Origin of the sequence: Marinifilum fragile (assembly GCF_963677365.1) — a bacterium.
GTDB lineage: Bacteria > Bacteroidota > Bacteroidia > Bacteroidales > Marinifilaceae > Marinifilum > Marinifilum fragile.
In genome coordinates this window covers 1,538,603-1,556,646 of sequence record NZ_OY781962.1, presented here as the reverse complement: position 1 = coordinate 1,556,646, position 18,044 = coordinate 1,538,603, and the positions used below count along the sequence as shown (strand labels likewise).

At 35.5% G+C, this 18,044-nt stretch carries 12 protein-coding genes and 1 riboswitch; of the genes, 10 read left to right on the top strand and 2 right to left on the bottom strand.

Translation table 11 applies throughout. The features are described from left to right. Positions 1 to 51 precede the first annotated feature (51 nt). The 6 genes from ACKPCA_RS06085 to ACKPCA_RS06060 all read left to right on the top strand — a co-directional run bounded on the left by ACKPCA_RS06085 (position 52) and on the right by ACKPCA_RS06060 (position 4,152). The gene (locus ACKPCA_RS06085; protein ID WP_321281917.1) at positions 52 to 579 is read left to right on the top strand and encodes a hypothetical protein; all 528 of its coding nucleotides are present in this window, start codon (positions 52 to 54) and stop codon (positions 577 to 579) included. Then, positions 563 to 1,117, top strand: a complete 555-nt coding sequence (locus ACKPCA_RS06080; RefSeq protein WP_321281916.1) for a PepSY-associated TM helix domain-containing protein — start codon at positions 563 to 565, stop codon at positions 1,115 to 1,117. The genes ACKPCA_RS06085 and ACKPCA_RS06080 overlap by 17 nt, the downstream gene beginning before the upstream one ends. A gap of 237 nt (positions 1,118 to 1,354) precedes the next feature. Next, positions 1,355 to 2,431 (top strand): methyltransferase family protein, encoded by a 1,077-nt coding sequence (locus ACKPCA_RS06075; RefSeq protein ID WP_321281915.1) that lies wholly within the window; start codon positions 1,355 to 1,357, stop codon positions 2,429 to 2,431. Between the two features lie 58 nt (positions 2,432 to 2,489). After that, positions 2,490 to 3,314, top strand: coding sequence for a class I SAM-dependent methyltransferase (locus ACKPCA_RS06070; protein WP_321281914.1), 825 nt, complete (start codon positions 2,490 to 2,492; stop codon positions 3,312 to 3,314). Positions 3,315 to 3,417: 103 nt separating this feature from the next. Continuing rightward, a complete protein-coding gene (locus tag ACKPCA_RS06065; RefSeq protein ID WP_321282598.1) occupies positions 3,418 to 3,921 on the top strand; it encodes a flavodoxin in 504 nt (167 codons plus the stop codon). Positions 3,922 to 3,987: 66 nt separating this feature from the next. After that, complete coding sequence (locus ACKPCA_RS06060; protein WP_321281913.1) at positions 3,988 to 4,152, top strand: hypothetical protein; 165 nt, start codon at positions 3,988 to 3,990, stop codon at positions 4,150 to 4,152. Between the two features lie 130 nt (positions 4,153 to 4,282). Here ACKPCA_RS06060 and ACKPCA_RS06055 read toward each other — a convergent pair whose 3' ends face one another. Continuing rightward, positions 4,283 to 5,221 (bottom strand): sirohydrochlorin cobaltochelatase, encoded by a 939-nt coding sequence (locus ACKPCA_RS06055; protein WP_321281912.1) that lies wholly within the window; start codon positions 5,219 to 5,221, stop codon positions 4,283 to 4,285. 58 nt (positions 5,222 to 5,279) lie between these two features. After that, the gene (locus ACKPCA_RS06050) at positions 5,280 to 7,535 is read right to left on the bottom strand and encodes a TonB-dependent receptor (protein WP_321281911.1); all 2,256 of its coding nucleotides are present in this window, start codon (positions 7,533 to 7,535) and stop codon (positions 5,280 to 5,282) included. A 96-nt stretch (positions 7,536 to 7,631) separates the two neighbouring features. Next, positions 7,632 to 7,846, bottom strand: a riboswitch (cobalamin riboswitch). Positions 7,847 to 8,194: 348 nt separating this feature from the next. Between ACKPCA_RS06050 and ACKPCA_RS06045 the strand changes: the two genes are divergently transcribed. The 4 genes from ACKPCA_RS06045 (at position 8,195) to ACKPCA_RS06030 (ending at position 17,806) form a co-directional block, all read left to right on the top strand. Further along, on the top strand, positions 8,195 to 10,117 hold the full coding sequence (locus ACKPCA_RS06045) for a histidine kinase (RefSeq protein WP_321281910.1): 1,923 nt from the start codon (positions 8,195 to 8,197) through the stop codon (positions 10,115 to 10,117). Between the two features lie 216 nt (positions 10,118 to 10,333). Continuing rightward, positions 10,334 to 13,036 carry a zinc-dependent metalloprotease gene (locus ACKPCA_RS06040; protein WP_321281909.1) on the top strand — a complete coding sequence of 901 codons (2,703 nt, stop codon included), beginning with the start codon at positions 10,334 to 10,336 and terminating at the stop codon, positions 13,034 to 13,036. Between the two features lie 96 nt (positions 13,037 to 13,132). Then, on the top strand, positions 13,133 to 16,465 hold the full coding sequence (locus ACKPCA_RS06035; protein ID WP_321281908.1) for a SusC/RagA family TonB-linked outer membrane protein: 3,333 nt from the start codon (positions 13,133 to 13,135) through the stop codon (positions 16,463 to 16,465). A 9-nt stretch (positions 16,466 to 16,474) separates the two neighbouring features. Continuing rightward, complete coding sequence (locus ACKPCA_RS06030) at positions 16,475 to 17,806, top strand: RagB/SusD family nutrient uptake outer membrane protein (protein ID WP_321281907.1); 1,332 nt, start codon at positions 16,475 to 16,477, stop codon at positions 17,804 to 17,806. Positions 17,807 to 18,044: the final 238 nt, after the last annotated feature.

The following is an 18,044-nucleotide window of genomic DNA, read 5'->3' as shown; positions in this document are numbered from 1 at the left end:
TTATTTTGATCATGCGGCTTCCATCTGATAAAAAACTAAAATTATAAACAGATGAAAAAGTTATTATTCGTTGCAATTGCAGCTTTAAGCGTATTGGTTTCATGCAATCAGACCAATAAAAAACGAGATACAAAACAAGAGGAAATTGAACCCGTTGCTGCTAAAACTATTTCACAGGTAATGGAAATTGCAGCGCAAAATGTTGGAAAAGAGGTATTTTTTCAGGGAATGGTGCAACATGTTTGTGCACATTCTGGAAGACGTGCTATTCTGCTTGATGAGACAGGTAAGCTTTCGATACGTGTTGAAGCAAAAGGAGAGATTAATGGTTTTAATCGCGAATTATCGGGTTCTACCATTGCTGTAAAAGGTACGATAGCGGAACAAAGACTTTCAGAAGAGACCATTAATGAATACGAAGCGAAGGTAAAAGCAAAACAAGATGCCGAAGAAGGAGGCAAGCACTGTGCTGCCGAAATGACTAACATTACAAAAATGCGCGATTGGATGAAAGAAAATAATAAAAAATTCTATTCAATCTATTTCATAAACGGAACATCATATGAAATTGTGGAGTAAGAAAATTTTTAACAAAAGCATCAGGTCTCTTCATCGAGACCTTGGTTACTTGTTTATTGGATTAACTTTAATTTATGCAATTTCCGGTATTTTGTTGGTTCTAAAAAAGGATGAACAAAATCCATCTTATCGTGAAATTGTATTGGAGAAAGTAGCTAAAACGAATTTAACACCAGATGAATTGAAAGCATTCTGGAAAGATCATTTTAGTGATGCTCCAAAATTAACACGCATTATTCCTGCTGAAGACGTATACAATATATATGTAAAAGGTGGATTAGGGAAGTATTATCCTTACGATGGTAAGATTGAACTTACAACATATAAGAAAATACCGATTTACAAGTTTGTAAACGACATTCATTACAATTCAGGTAAAAGATTTTCTTCGATAGCCATGATTTACGCTATTGGTTTAATATTCTTTGCCATTTCAGGTGCTGTTATGGTAAAGGGCAAAAAGGGGTTTAAAAAAAGAGGAGTTTGGTTGATGATCATTGGTTTTATCATACCCGTTCTTTTGTTTTTTTATACTTAGTCTTTTTTAAGATGAGTTGTTATTTTTTGATTTTAAGGCCTTCCGTAATGGAAGGCTTTTTTTATTAAAAAGAATTTGAATATCAACTATCAAAATAATAGCATTAATGTTTTTGTTGATGATCCTTTTGTTGTAAAAACAATTGATTTTTAGATGTTAAAAATATCCTCATTTATTAGGATTGACTATGTGTTTAATTAAAATGAAATTTAACAAATAATACAAAATCTTACTAAAATGGACATCATTAAAACAAAAACAGCCTACAGTCAAGTCAATAACCTATTATTTAAAAGTTACCTCCCTAATATTATTTATTCTGCCATAGAAGTTGGAATATTTGACCAATTGGCAAAAGGTCCTAAATCTTGTGTACAACTTGCCAAATTATTGAATGTTGAGGCCAATATTACGGAATCTTTATTAGAGGTATTATATGCTATTGATTACCTGAAACGAAAAGCTTATATCTACTCCTTGTCTGATTTGGCAAAAGAATACCTTACACAGGAATCGGAAGTCAATCAAATTGCTGCAATTAAAGAATTTACTTCGACAGAAGGGCCATTTGCTAATTTAACTGCTGCATTAAAGGGAAGTGTTCCCGAATTTAATCAAGACGCGTGGAGTTCTGAAGATGCAATTAGACGCATTGAACAAGCTTCGAAAGCAGGATCTTTACAGTATGTACTGAGTTTTGTGAAAAATTTACCTGAGTTTAAAAAGGCAAGGAAAATGTGTGATTTTGCCGGTAATTCAGGTTATTACTCCTATGCTTTTTTAAACGAAAATCAAAGTTTACACTCGCATGTTTACGACTTACAAGCAGTTTGTAATATTTCGGAAAGAATTAAGACGGTTGAGAAAGATTATAATCGAGTGACATATCATTCCTTTGATTTGAACAAGGATGATGAGTTTGGAGAAGCTTATGATTTCTTTTTTAGTTCACATTTTCTATACAAATATAATAGTTCAACAAAATTGGTAGGCTTATTGAAAAAGATCAATAAATCTATGAAAATGGGTGGTTTGTTCGTCTCAAATCATATGAATGGTAAAGGCGGCGGTGAAAATTACCTTACACTATGCATTGTTGAACTAATGACTAGAGCTATGGGATTTCCTACTCATTCGCTATCAGAGGATTTTTTAAAGGATGCTTTAACAGAATCGGGTTTTGAATGCCGTTACGAAAATGCTCCAGATGAAAGAATAGCCTATCCCGGAATGATAATAGCGGCAATTAAAGTGAGTGAGGTGGAGGATGAAGTTGTATCACAGCAAGATACGAACAGAAGTGTCTTGGGATAAGATTTAAAACCATGAATTCATTTTAAGTAGTAATGATCAATATTTATACGAAGCAATAATGGATAAAATAAAAAATACATTAGAAAATAATATCGCAGAAACCTTATACATTACACTTTACATGAAGGCTTTGGAGAGTCAAAAATCGGATCCAATATTATCGGATCCGATGGCATGTGAAATGTTAAAGACCATCGATTACGATTTTTCAAAATACGATAAGGCCATTCGATCAGCAATTGGTGTTGTGGTGCGTTCAAAACATTTCGATGACCAAGTGCGTGACTTTATAAGCAGAAATGTAAATCCGGTTGTTGTAATACTTGGTTGCGGATTGGATACCCGTTATCATCGATTGAAAGATTGTAGAAATGATGCTGATTTTTATGAATTAGATATACCTGAAGTAATTGCTTTGCGTAGAAAGTTCATGTCCGAATCTTCAAATGATACCTATATTTCAGCGTCGATGTTCGAAACAGATTGGATGGATATGATACACGAAAAACATCCCAATCAACCAATCATGTTTGTAATTGAAGGTGTTTTAATGTATTTCGAAGAAGAGGCTGTTAAAAAGTTATTTTCAGATCTTTCCAATCGGTTTTCTAAAGCAGAAATCCATTTTGATGTCATTAATAAATGGTTGGCCAATAATTCACACAAGCACGATACCATTAAAAATTCAGAAGCTAGTTTTGAGTTTGGTTTAGATGATGATGGTTTAATTGAAAATTGGGGACAGAACCTATCTCATCGGAAGACATACTTATACTCTGATTTTCCTGGATGGAAGAAAGTTGGCTTTATTCAACGTTTTATAATGTCAGTAATTCCAAGATATAAATATGGAGGAAGATTACTTCATTACGTATTGAATTAAAATCATCATTTCTTAGGATTGATTACTCATGACTTGTTAATTAATTTTGAATTGTTCTAAACAAGGTATGAGTGAATTAATTTCAAGTTTAACGAAAAAATAAATTAACAGTGAGCAAGACAGCTATATTTACGGTTCTACTACTGGAAATACAGAAAATGTTGCTAATCAATTAGCAGAATTATTAAATGCAGATGTATTTGATGCATCTACAAAACCTACTGAGGCAATAAACAAATACGATAATCTTATTTTAGGAACCTCTACTTGGGGTGCTGGCGATTTACAGGATAACTGGGAAGATTTTATTGAGGAACTTAAGAATACCAATCTGAAAGGTAAAACAGTAGCTCTTTTCGGTTTAGGAGATGCTTGCAGCAATGGAGATACTTTTGTGGGCGGAATGGCACAACTTTACAGTACAGTGAAGGATCTTAATTGTAAAATTGTAGGAAGTGTAGACATTGAAAGTTATGAATTCGAAGAATCGGATGCTGTAGTAGATGGTAAATTCATAGGATTGGCTCTGGATGAAGAAAGTCAAGGCGATTTGTCGGAAGAAAGAATTAACAAATGGGTGGAGCAGATCAGTAAAGAGTTAAAATAATTGCCAATTCATTGGAATATTTGACCGATTTGCTTTCTGCAAGATCGATTATAAATATTATAAACAATGTTGGAACACCAAAAAATGGTATTGAATGCTGTTGCCGAAGACCCTCTTTTATTTAAAAAAGAGTTCGAAAAGTCAGCGCAATGGTTGAGCATTAAAGAGCAAAAGGAACTAAGTAAATGGGTACAATTGAACTTTAGCGCAAAACACTACGAATTATTATAGATGTTTATAAATCAAAATCGGTTTAGTGAGTAATCATAGTTGACTAAATCAAAATAGCAGCTAGAGGCAGTCCAATTTACTTTTTGGACTGCCTCTTTCATTTTTAAACAAGTTATGTTGTTTGTTTGTCTTATTCAGCATCTTCCAGGTGATCCATCCAGATTTTATTGATCTCGTTGTAATCGCCCAAGCCTTTCATTACAGTATTAACCATGTAACCTTTACCTTCCAATCTTTCTTTCCAGGATTGCTCTGAAATTTCTGATTCGCCTGTATTTCCGTTCATGTCGTTGTTTGCATGATCACCAGCAATAGACATTAATGGAGTAATGGTAACTTTGGTAGCTTTTGGAGAAAGTTTATCCAATTCGGCAAGAATACCGCCTATTGAAGTTGTTCCTGCATCGAAACCAATCCCTTCTACCGTACCTACAAAAAAGTTAGGATTTAGTTTTTGTAGCTCGCTCTGAAGTTTTAAGTATTGAGCATCTGCAGCATGTGGAGTACCGTGTCCCATTAACAATACAGGACCATCTTTTAATTCCTCAGAGAATTTTGCAGCTAGAATATCAGCAACAGCTTTAATATCAGCATCGCTATCCAATAAAGGACGACCAATTTTCACGCTTACCCCTTCGTATTTTTCTTTGAATGCATGAATTGCTTCTTTTAATTCATCAAATTCTTCACCAGGAATAACATGTAAAGATTGTACTTTGAATTTAGAAAAGCCATCCTTTACCATGATTTCCAAAGCCTCCTGAGGCGTGTCATTGTCGATAATTTGTCCTTTTAAAGAACCTTCTCCATTTCCCTGACGCAATTTGTTGATAATGATATCGGAGGTGTAACCCCATTTAATGGTTTCACCGGCAAATCGTTTTTTAGCAGCATTGTCGATGTTCTTGAATGTCTCTTGTGGATCTGGGAATGAAGATCCAAAAGTTACCAATAGAATACCTTCTTTGTCACCTAAAGTGTTCTTGTCGTCATTGTTGTCATCACTACATGCAGTGAATACCATTGCTAATGCGCATAAAGCGATAGCTGATCTTTTGATTAGATTCATTTTGTCTTTTGTTTTTGTTAATTTGATCTTATTGATATATCCCTAAAGGAATATTAGGTTATTTGCTAAAGTTTACATTCAATCCAACAAAGAGTGTTCTTCCCGGATTTAAGGTTCCATAATGTGATCCGTAGGGTCTGTCATCTACATAATCAAACAGATTGTCGATTCCTGCAGTGATTCGAATTTTATAGTTCTCCCATTTGTTAATGCTTAGGTTCGAAGAGAGTTTCCAAACTTGGTAAGCATCTGCATAGCTTCTCTCCAAATCTTCTTCCAAATAGAAACGATCCGATTTGTAAACGCCAGACAAGTTGATGTTTAGCTTGCTATTCGTCCATCTTTGATTATAGGATAGCTTCCATGTGGCACTATGTTCTGATATGCCATTTAATCTGATATCCTGAGTTAGGTTTTTTGCACTTACATAGCTATAACTCCCGTTGAATAACAGTCGAGAAAATACAGGAAAACTAAAATGCCAATCAGCTCCTAAAGTTCTGGCATCATCTATATTGTAACGCTTTTTGGTTTCCTCTATACCTCTTCGTGCATGATCGTATGTTGTAGGAATAATTTTATAATCGATCTTGTCGTAGATTCTATTTAGATATACGTTTAATCCTGTTTTAAACTTATTAGCCTTGAATTCAGTTGATAATGCAAGATAATGTGATTTCTGAGCTTTCAAGTTTTCATTACCAAGGTATAGGCGATACATGCCCATACGGTTGCTTTCGTAATAATAGTATAACTCTTTTAAGGTAGGACTTTTAAAGCCATTGGAGTAGGTGAACCTATGAGTGAATTTAGATTCTTTGTACATCATGGTCAGCTTTGGGGTTGCTGAGAAACCGGTTTTATCGTGGTATAGTGTTCTAAGACCTGCAACCAAATCTAATTTGCCACTTAATTTTATTTCATCCTGAACATACAATGAGTAAGTATAGGCATCAACTTTAGGTGTGGTTAACCTGTATTCCGCTTCAAGGTATTCGCCTTTAATTTCAGTGCCAAAACTTAGTTTGTTCTTGTCGTCGATATTAAAAATGCCTTTCACTTGTGAGATTACATTTATCTCATCCGAATTTTTAAATCGATCGCCCGGATAATAGGTCTTCTTGATTACATCGGTGCTGGTAATATAGGTTTCGTTGTATTTGTATGGATATTCGGTGTAATACAAGTAGTTGTTTGCATCAAAATTGAAACTCAGGTAATTTTTGTGTTTCAATTTATACTTTCCGCCTAGCGAAATAGCTCTGTTGTTGTAATAGTAATTGTGCATTTGAGCTTTGAATGGGAAGTACAAAGTCTTTTCATACCAGGACAAGTCCATGTTAAAACTCAACTTTTTGTTCATTTCGTACTCTAAAAATTGGCTAATGGTATAAGATTTACTTTTGTTTACTGGTTTGTAGTAGGTATGAATCAGGTATGGCAAATCGTGATTGGATTCCCATTTGTTATTAAATTTCAAAGAATTCAATTGGTATCCAGCCTTTTGTTTGTGGTTAAAAGTAGTTTTACCAGATAGTTTTCCTTTACTAAATGTGAAGGAATTTAGCTGTTTGAAATCTCCATAAGCACCCAGGCGAGAACTACTACTTGCTGATAATTTACCTTTTACTTTTTTGGTGATGATATTGACCACTCCAGCTATAGCATCGGATCCGTATAGGGTAGAGGAAGCACCTTTTACCACCTCAATTTGCTCAATATCGGCTGAGTTAATTCTATTTAAATCAGCATATCCGCCAACCCCACCTGTTAGTCGTTTGCCATTCAAAAGGATCAACACGTAATCTTTACCCAAACCATTAATTTTGATATTGGAACCCATCGAACTAGTGGTATAGTCAATAGAGGAGGAGATACCCGAAATGATTTCCTCTACATTTCTCCCTGAGATATCAGCAATGTCTTCTTTTGTAATGATTTCGGTTTGAACAGGCACATTATCAATTTTATAATGTGTTCCTGTACCAGTTACAACTATTGGAGAGATGGTAAAAGATTTTGGCTGAAGCCCAATATCGAAACTTTGGGAAGCGCTTAACTCAATTTCTTGACAGAATTTTTCGTATCCAAGAACTGAAACACATAGATGATATTTGCCTTTTGCTACATTGGTTAACTCATACTGCCCATCTTTTTGTGTAGTTGTTGTATTCAAACTATCGAGGTAAACGAAAGCAAAATCGATTCCCTCTTTGGTGTTTTTGTTGTACACCTTGCCATTAAGGCTAAATTTTTGTGAGAATGCAGTGAAACATACTACCTGCATTAACAACATGCAAAAAATCTTATGCATAGTAAAAATATACTAATGCATTCCTGGAATATGTGAGATGAATGAAATCAGAAAATATACTCAAATCATCATTAACTTCTTTTCCCGGAAGCAATAATTAAACAATATCTCCTGGCAGGTTTCCTGACTTTCCCGATTCTCAACTCCTTCCCATCCCTATAGAACAGTGGATTTTGACTGTTGAGAACGAATTAATATCATAGGATATTAACGAGATTTACAGTAGCGGGTACTGTTCCGGATTTACACCGGATTCCCTTTTAACTCCATTCGCTGAATGCAAACAGAGCACCAAAAGCTTTGCAAATGTATTCTTTTTTATTGATTATAAAATAAAGGGAATTGCTTTTGCTGTATGTTAATTAACAGGTTTGAATTTGGAAAATATATATTGCTGCAATAAGTTTTTGTTAATCAATGTCTTTCGGTATTGTATTAATTGCCAGTTTAATTGAGGGTAAATTGTTTATTCTTATATGATCATATGTTATCTATCTAATTTTGAATCCTTTTAAGCTTCTTATTTGTAAAATTTATCGAAATTCATTTCTAATTCATTCTATATATTACTTTTGTACTCTATTTCTGAAATGACATCATTTCATATTTGTAAATATTTGCTTATTAATAAGTTTTGTGCTTTTAAAAATCTGGAATTAATGAATTTTCGTAACAAATCCATCATCTTTATAGGAGCGGTTATCATTTTGGCATTTGGTGCGGTAGCTTATTTGATTGGGGATAAAATGACCATTACCGCCCGTAAAATGAGCGTGGATCTGGCTTTATCGAAAGCACAAAATAGTTTTTTGATTGTAAAAAGAGAATTGGATGAAAGCATTTTGCGTACAAAAATGCTAGCCGAATCGATAGAAGAAACTATCGATATGAACACGAAGGAATCCGCGCTAATTAATAATGCGCTGATCACCAAACTGAAGTTGAGAAACGAAATTAATGCAGTTTGGTACATTCCTATTGATTCATTAAATAGAAGAAATGATCAGATAGATTCTTCTTTCTACCAATCTGATTTGAATCTAATACACAATCAATTGGCGATTCAATTTCTGCAAAGTAAAAATGAGAACATATCTGTCCCTTATCAGGGATCCGATGATCGTTTAATAAGTTCTATTCTGGTTCCGGTTGAACGTAGCAATCGTATTATTGGGGTGTTGGGTGCTGATCTGGATCTGTATCGATTTCAGCAACATTTTTACGATAATGAAGATTTGGGAAGAGCCTATGTAAGTATTATTTCCGAACAAGGATTCTGTATATCACATCCCGAGGAAAGTTTTATTGGTAAAAGTATTGATCATTTGAATGATGCAGATGGGATACGAGAGGTGTTGGCAAGTGGTAAAAAAATGCACAGCGAAGTTCATTCTCAATTTCTTCAAGTACCTGTTATTAGGGTATATCAACCTGTTACTATTGGAGAAACCAATACCAATTGGCTAATTACAGTAAGTGTACCACTTTTCAACGTAAAAGAAACGGTGCAAGCCACACGAAATTCAACCATATTAATTGGATTGGTCCTGGCTCTTTTATTGATGGTTTTTCTTTATTTTTCTCAGCGTCGTTGGCTTTATGAATCAACTAAAAGGAGAAGAGCGGAAAGAAGACACATGAACGAGGTAAGTAAATTATCTTCCATTATGGAGAGTACCGATCAAATTATGATTTTTTCGGTGGGAAGAGATTACCAGTATACTAGTTTTAATTCGGTGCATAAAGAGGAGGTTCTTAAATTTGAAAACGAACTTATAAAAGAGGGGAAGAATATTTTGGATGCTTATTATGGTGATTTTCGCATCAAAATGAAAAAGTATCTGGATAGAGCATTGGGAGGAGAGCATTTCTTGGTAGAATATCAACGTCATGGAATAGATTACCAGCAGATATTCAATGCCATATCCGATTCAGAAGGTAGGGTTGTCGGTGTAGCAAGTTTTAAACTGGATATCAGTGAAACTTTACAATTGAGAAAAAAAGCACAGGAGGAAGAAGAGGAGAAGGTAAAAGCACAGTTAAAGAATATCAAAAATCAAATTAACCCACATTTCTTATTCAATTCCTTAAATTCACTGTATGCCTTGGTGGATGGGGAGCCTAAGTTGGCTCGTAAATTTATTGTGAGTTTATCAAAGGTATACCGATATCTGTTAGACAGTAATAACAGTAATTTGATTCAATTGAAACAGGAAATGGATTTTATAAAGCAATACGTTTTTTTACAAAGGATACGTTTTGGAGAAAATTTAATACTGGAATACGATATCCCTGAGGATGCAATGCAATATAAACTACCATCTGTAAGTATTCAATCATTGGTTGAAAATGCCATTAAACACAATGTTATTACCAGCGATAAGCCACTAACCATTCGTATAAAGATTACTGATGACAATTGTATTTTGGTTGAAAACCCTTATCAGCCGCGTACCGATTTAAATCATTCGCCAGGTACAGGATTAAAGAACCTTGATGCTTTGTATACTTTTTTGGGCGATAGAAAACCATATTATGGCATAGAGCAGAACCATTTTATTGCAAAGTTGCCTCTGTTTTAGCAAAACACTTTATTGCCTGCAATCCATTCACACCATTTTTTTTGTCTTTCACTCCCTAATATTTCTGATTCACTCCTTTCTTTTTCCTTGTGAGTTTGAAATAATTCATTTTTGTTCCGAATTCTTGCTTTGAGCTGCCATAGCAGTAGCAATAATTAATGCGAAACAACAAATATGAGGAGATTGTTTGGATCTCTTTGAAACAAATCATTATAAATGAATTTAAATACAATTACACCTACTAAGTCGATTGGGAAACTGATGATAATAGCATGCATTCTGGGGGGTATGCATGCGAATTCCATAGCATCAGAAACTCATTCGATTTCTCCTGAAGAAGGAATCTTTAATTTTTGGAAAAAGAAGAAAAAAGAAACAGAAGTAGATTCTACCACAAATAAAGAATCGAAATCTGATTTAAAAGCTTTTGAAGAAGTAATCACTTCTGATGCTCAAACAAAATTGGGTGTTATTAACATTCATCGAGTAAAGAAAGATTACTATTTCGAAATTCCTGATTCTTTAATGGGACGCGATTTTCTTTTGGTGAATAAAATTTCAAAGGTTCCTTCTCAGGTGAACGAATTGGGCTTGAACAAAGGAATCAATTATCAAAACCTATTAATTCGTTTTGAAGCAGATACCATTCAAGAGAAAATTTGGGTTAAAACTTACCATCCTTATTACGAGGGAAAAGAAGGTGATGCGATTACTCAATCGGTAAAAGACAATTACATTCCTTCAATCAGAGAAGCTTTCGATTTGGCTTGTATTGGAAAAGATTCTACATCCTATGTTTTTAAAGTAAACAAGGTATTTGATGGATCGGAAAAGAGTTTGAATGATTTGTTTGGTGTTTTAGGAATGCCAGGTAGTGCCATAAAGTCATTGTCCAAAATTAGTGCAGCTAAAAGTTTTCCTGAAAATGTGATCATGAAATCACTTTTGACCACTAAAGCAGAAGGGATTACCGTTTCGATAGAGGTGACTTCTAATATTGTACTGTTGGCTGAAGAACCAATGAAACCTCGTTTTGCAGATCGGAGAATCGGTTACTTTACTACAAAGCATTTCTATTATAAGGATTCTCAGCAAGCAGTTGAAAATCGCGAATTTGTAAACCGTTGGAGACTGGAACCTAAAAAAGAGGATGTAGAAAAGTATTTGGCTGGTGAATTGGTAGAACCTAAAAAGCCAATTGTATACTATATTGATCCGTCAACTCCGCCACAATGGAGACAAGCCATTAAAGATGGAATTACGGATTGGCAAGCAGCTTTCGAACAAGCAGGCTTCAGGAATGCAATTATAGCCAAAGATGCTCCAGTGGATGATCCTGATTTTGATGGTGATGATGTTCGTTTCTCAATGATTACTTATGCAGCATCGAGCCAGGCGAATGCCATGGGACCATCTGTTGTAGACCCGCGTTCGGGTGAAATTATTGAAGCAGATGTAATCTGGTGGCACAATGTGATGACCGCTCTTCATTCATGGATTAGAATTCAAACAGGAAGCATTGATCCTAAAGCCAGAGACAACAAATTTACAGATGAACATATGGCTCATGCCATTCGTTTTGTTTCTTCTCACGAAATAGGTCACACTCTTGGATTGATGCACAATATGGGAGCTTCCTATGCTTTCCCGGTTGATTCGTTAAGATCAAAAACGTTTACCCAAAGAATGGGGGGTACTGCACCATCTATCATGGACTATGCACGTTTCAATTACGTAGCTCAACCTAAGGATGGCGTAAAAAACATCACTCCTCAAATTGGGGTATACGACAAATATGCCATTGCATGGGCATATCGTTGGATCGATAAGAATACACCATGGGATGAGTTGCAAGTATTGGGCAATATGATCCGCAAACATGAAGATGATCCTCTGTACCATTATGGACCTCAACAAAGCGGCAAAAATACTGTTGACCCATCAGCACAAAGTGAAGACTTGGGTGACAATTCGATGAAAGCAAGTCGTTATGGGTTAAAAAATTTGAAACGCATTGTTCCTGAAGTAGAAAAATGGACCTATGAAGAAGGTGTAAGCTATGAAAAGGCAGGTAAGATGATGATGGGGGTTATCGGACAATGGTTTACTTATGCCAATCATGTAATTGCAAATATTGGTGGTATCTATTTGGATCAGCCTGTTTATGGTGAAAACAAAGCAGCTTATGCTCATGTAGAAAAAGCCAAGCAAAAGGATGCCGTTCAATACATCATTGAAGAAGTAGTGAAGAATCCAGAATGGATTACCAATGCAGAGATCTACAAAAAAACATATCCAATTCGAGAATCTGTTATCGGAAACATTGAGTATGCTCCAACAACGCTTTTCAGAGATTTAAATTCTCAGCTTTTCTTTTCAATTCTTAAAGATGAGCGATTGCAAAGAATGCTGCAAAACGAAGCGATGAATGGCAACAATGCCTACACCGTAACCAAAATGCTGAGAGATTTTCACAATGGTGTTTTTGCCAAAACCATTAAGCGACAAAAGTTAGATGTCTTTACTCGTCAAATGCAGAAGAATTTTGTGGATAACCTGATCATTACCCACAATAAAACCATGGAAAAGACTACCAAGAAATCACTTCATGACCATCATAATCATTGTGGCTGCAGACTTCACAATCGCATGCCAATGCTTTGTGATTATGCAGTGAAAAATAAGGAGATGTTTGATACGGGCAGTGAAATAGAGGATATGGAAAGTAAATATGCAGATAGAAATATTTTCTATGCCACGAGCAATAGGGTATCCGATGTGGTATCGGTGAAGCGTGGAGAACTGTTCAGAATACGAGATCTGCTTTCGAAAAGATTAACAATTAATGATGAAGCTACAAAGTTTCATTATCAGGATTTACTTCTTCGAATTGAAGAAGCACTTAATATACATCTATAAATTAGTTAGTGCAGGTTGGGAGAATTTACCTTCTCCTTACCTGTTTTTTTATATACAATAACCATTAGATTAATAACCAATAAAAAACAAAAGTTTATGAAAAGAATGCTAACCTTGCTTTTGATCTTGTTGCCAGCATTTGTTTGGGCCCAAGAGACGAAGCTGATTAAAGGAAAGGTACTTTCAGGGAAGGATGGAGACGTTCTGATTGGTGCTTCGGTTTTCATCGACAAAGCAACAATTGGAGCTGAAACCGGGATGAAAGGTATTATTGAAAACATTAGCTTAGGAACAATTACTGATTTCGATGGAAATTTCACCCTTGAAGTTCCTAAAAATTTAAATACCATCTCATGTAGCTTTTTGGGTTTTCAAACTCAAGTGGTAGACATTAAAGGAAAGTCTTTCGTAACCATTAAATTGAGTGAATCAACCAGTGAGTTGGGAGAGGTTATTGTTACAGGTTACCAAAAAATTGAAAAACGAAAAGTGACCTCAGCAGTTGTTAAGGTAAATGCTGATAACATTCGTCAGGCGGGTGTTGCCAATGTAGATCAAATGTTGTCCGGTCAGCTGGCTGGTGTTACCAGTGTTGTTCAAAGTGGTGCTCCAGGTGCTCCTGCTAAAATTCGTATTCGCGGTACAGCTTCATTAAATGGTACTCAAGATCCTCTTTGGGTATTGGATGGGATTCCATTGGAAGGAAATGATGTGCCTGATTTTAACGACAAAGACAATATCGATCAATTGTACAATTCTTCGATTGCCGGTTTAAATCCACAGGATATCAAAGACATTACCGTATTGAAAGATGCTGCTGCAACTGCCATTTATGGTGCTCGTGCTGCAAATGGTGTAATTGTAATCACATCTAAAAAAGGGAAAGCGGGAAAAATGAGAGTACAGCTTACCAGCAATACTTCATTCATTTCTAAACCTGATTTTGACAAATTGAACCTGATGAATTCCAGCGAAAAAGTGGATTTGGAATTGTTGATGGCAGGTAGAACAGATTTAACTTACAACGCTGGTAAAGGTGGTGTAGCTCAAATTTTAAATGCAAATAACGATTGGGACAATTTCCAGACCGGTGGTATCGATGCAATTAGTGCAGAATCTCTAGCTGCAATTAATCAATTGAGAAGTATTGATCCTAATTTGGAAGATGAGTTGTATCAGAACGCAGTGAACCAGGATCACTCATTAAGCATCTCGGGAGGTAGCGAAAATGCTACTTATTATTTTTCTGCTGGTGCCCACACCGAGAAAGGTACAACCAAAGGGACATCACTTAGCCGTTATAATGTTACTTTAAAAACGGATTTTAAATTAACAGAGAATTTAACTTTTGGGGTAAGCATGTTTGCCAACCAAAGAAGAAACCAAAGCTTCTTAACAGAGGGTAGTATGTTGACCAACCCATCTCAGTACATTCGTTCTTCAAATCCTTATTTGAGATTAAGAGATGAAAATGGGAACTATGTGTACAACCAGAATGAAAATGGAGTTTATAATATTATCAATTTAGATTATAACATTCTTGAAGAAAGAGAAGGTACAAGCCATGTTTTAAAAGGGAATAACCTTAACTCAATTTTCAATGTGAACTGGAAAATCCATCCGAATTTAACTTACCGATCTCAATTTGGATACCAGGTTGACAAATCAAATACCACAAAAGAGGCAGAGCAAGAGACATACTTCGTACGTAGAACTCGTTATAAGAGTGGGTATGGTAGCATAGTTGATAATAAGTATGAAAATTACTTTTTGCCTGAAGGAGGAATTATTAAAAACTGGGATGCAGAGAGTACTTATTACAACTGGAAAAACATCCTTCAATATTCGAAAACATTTAACGATTTACATGAGGTTGATGTAATGGCTGGTAGTGAGATCAGAGAATCTAAATATACTCAGGTTGCTACTTCTGCTTACGGATGGAATAACAAAAACAATACCTCTAAGCCAGTAATTTATAGAGATGAAGAAGATGCGAAATCATTTCCATTGTTTACGAAAACCTATAGAAAGAACAGATATGCTTCTTTCTTTGGAACAGCATCATATACCTTCAACAGAAAATATACTTTCTTTGGTAGTGTTCGCTTTGATGGATCAGACTTGTTTGGCGTAGATTCAAAATACAGATACCTGCCTTTGTATGCATTAAGTGCGTCTTGGAATGCAAAGGAAGAGTCTTTCTTTAGAGATGTGAACTGGTTAAGTGCATTAAAATTCAGATCTTCATATGGTTTACAAGGAAATATCGATAAACAAAGCTCACCTTATATTGTAGGAACACCAACTGTTGTAACCAACTTACCAGGAAACAGTGAGAATGGAATTACCGTAATGGGGCTTCCTAACGACAAATTAAGATGGGAGAAAACTTCAACTTATAATGTTGGGTTCGATTTGTCTGTATTGCGTCATGCTGTTCGCATGTCCTTTGATTATTATAATCGTAAAGGAACTGATTTAATTGGATCACAAGCCGTTCCATTGGAAAATGGATTCAATTCAATGTCGGTAAACTGGGCTGAGATGACCAATAAAGGTTGGGAATTAAGTATCTCAACTCGAAATATTAAAACCGACAATTTTGAGTGGAATACAAACTTTAACATTGCACACAACGAAAATGAAGTGTTAAAAGAGCAGCAACAAATCAATTCATTAACTCCATCTCGTGAAGGTTACTCAGCCAATTCTGTTTGGGTAATTAAAACTGCTGGATTGGATGAAAATGGTTATCCGCAATTCGAAAAAGATGGTCAAATTGTATCGGCGGATGAATATTTCTCTTTGTATGATCAATGGGCTGATTTCTATCCAAACTATATGGCAGGCACAAAATTGTCTAATGAAGAGTTGAATGACCTGTTTGTGAATGTAGGTAGTAGCGATCCTAAATACTCCGGTGGTATCATCAATACTTTCAAATACAAGAACATTGATCTTACGGTTTCTGCCAATTTCAATTTGGGAATGAATGTAATGGAAAGACCACCTTACAGCATGACTCAATATGACAAATCAACCAATACTTCAAGAGTTCTTTTGGATGTATTGAGAGGTGACAACAAATCATTGCCAAACCTAATGGAAAAAGGATCGGCTGATGGACAGTATTGGATGCAAGAGCAATTTTACAATGTAATGCGTCCTGATTTCTACAACCGTTTGGACATTTGGCACAAAGAGGTGAATTACCTAAGAATTAGTAGCATTCGTTTGGGTTATACATTAACTAAGGAAATGCTTAAAGATCTTGGTTTGTCTAGTGTTCGTTTGAGTTTTGAAGCCAGAAATCCTTTCGTGATTTCAAATGGGTATGATGGATATTTCGATCCTGAATCATTTGGAAATATTTATGCTCAGCCACAGCAAAAATCTTATACCATTGGTGTTAACCTTACATTTTAATTGAGAGAAATGAGAAAAATTAGTAAATATTTATTTTTATTGCTGGCAGTAGTATCATTCTCTGCCTGCGAGGATTATTTGGATGTAAAGCCAAAAGATAGAATTATTCCAACTACAGGAGATGATTTTAGAGACCTGCTAAGCAGTGCTTACAATGCAATTCCTGCTGATAAAGCGAAGTTGGCTTTTCGTACCGATGAAGTGAAGTTAAATGAAAGCAGATGGGATTTATCGAATGTAAAGGATATTTACATGTGGAACGATGCTAATCCTGCTGATAATACAATTACCTATACTTATGATATTTTTTACAAAGTAATCATGTATGCCAACCATGTGATTGCAGAAGGTGGTGATGCAACCGAAGCAACACAGGAAGAAGTTGATCAGATTGTAGGAGAAGCTTATTTATTAAGAGCCTATATCCATTTTTACCTAACAAATATGTTTGGAAAGCCTTATCAGAAAGAAAGCGCTGCTACAGATCAGGGAATTCCTCTTTCTCTAAAAATTGATAGCGAGGCAGAATACATTCCAAATACCGTTGCTGAAGTATATGAGCAAATTCAATCGGATATTGCACAAGGTCTTTCTAAATTGACTGTGGATACTTATGCAACAGGCTTGAACTACCGATTTAGCAAGGTGGCTGCATTGGCATTTCAGTCTAGGGTGTATTTGTACATGGCTGAATACGCAAAAGCTCAGGAGAGTGCTTTGGAAGCATTAAAGTTGAAGTCAGACTTACAGGATTTGGTAGCTGACAACTCGAAAGCACCACACATGTACGATGCTGTAGAAAGCATTCTTGCCATGGATGATAATGTGGATAAGAACTTACGCGATGAAGCTTATATTTCAGAGGAAATGAAGGCTGCATTCGATCAAACCAATGATTTGCGTTTTGCTTTGTATTTTGAAGCAGATGGTGAAGAGTTTGCCATTAATAAAGGGCTTGAACTGGCTTCGAAATGTACTTTCCGTACTGCTGAATTGTATTTGATTGTTGCAGAATGTAAGGCTCGTTTGGATGAATTGGAAGATTCAAAAGATTATTTGAATCAGCTAAAAGCAAAACGATTGACAGCGGATTTCTATACTACTGAAGAAACAAGAATCAATGCATTGGATAAAGCAGATTTAATTGCTGAGATTGCCGCTGAACGTTTCCGTGAATTGGCTTTCGAAGGTCACCGCTGGTTCGATTTGAGAAGAACCACTCAACAGAGTTTGACTCATAAATTTAAGGATGAAACTGCAGTTTTAGAAGAGGGAGATCCTCGTTATACATTGCGTTTCCCTCAGGAAGCGATAGACAATAATCCTAATTTGAGAGATTAGGACCGACTAGCATATCATTTGAATCAAAAATTGTGGTATTCCGTTACGGAATGCCCCTTTTCTTTTGTAAATTGGCACCTTCAAAAAGCGAATACACTATAAGCAAATTTATTTTTAGAATATAGGAAATAGATATGCATTAGTTTTATTTCGGAATTCTCCCTTTTAAGGGGAGATGGCGACAGCCAGAGGGGTGCATTTATTTATATTTTTACCAATTCACCCTTTTCCCTATTGG

Bases quoted from the DNA above. Each gene is read 5' to 3' on its own strand.
- ACKPCA_RS06030 (WP_321281907.1), top strand. From the start codon at position 16,475: ATGAGAAAAATTAGTAAATATTTATTTTTATTGCTGGCAGTAGTATCA.
- ACKPCA_RS06060 (WP_321281913.1), top strand. From the start codon at position 3,988: ATGTTGGAACACCAAAAAATGGTATTGAATGCTGTTGCCGAAGACCCT.
- ACKPCA_RS06085 (WP_321281917.1), top strand. From the start codon at position 52: ATGAAAAAGTTATTATTCGTTGCAATTGCAGCTTTAAGCGTATTGGTT.
- ACKPCA_RS06045 (WP_321281910.1), top strand. From the start codon at position 8,195: ATGAATTTTCGTAACAAATCCATCATCTTTATAGGAGCGGTTATCATT.
- ACKPCA_RS06080 (WP_321281916.1), top strand. From the start codon at position 563: ATGAAATTGTGGAGTAAGAAAATTTTTAACAAAAGCATCAGGTCTCTT.
- ACKPCA_RS06040 (WP_321281909.1), top strand. From the start codon at position 10,334: ATGAATTTAAATACAATTACACCTACTAAGTCGATTGGGAAACTGATG.
- ACKPCA_RS06075 (WP_321281915.1), top strand. From the start codon at position 1,355: ATGGACATCATTAAAACAAAAACAGCCTACAGTCAAGTCAATAACCTA.
- ACKPCA_RS06055 (WP_321281912.1), bottom strand. From the start codon at position 5,221: ATGAATCTAATCAAAAGATCAGCTATCGCTTTATGCGCATTAGCAATG.
- ACKPCA_RS06070 (WP_321281914.1), top strand. From the start codon at position 2,490: ATGGATAAAATAAAAAATACATTAGAAAATAATATCGCAGAAACCTTA.
- ACKPCA_RS06035 (WP_321281908.1), top strand. From the start codon at position 13,133: ATGAAAAGAATGCTAACCTTGCTTTTGATCTTGTTGCCAGCATTTGTT.
- ACKPCA_RS06050 (WP_321281911.1), bottom strand. From the start codon at position 7,535: ATGCATAAGATTTTTTGCATGTTGTTAATGCAGGTAGTATGTTTCACT.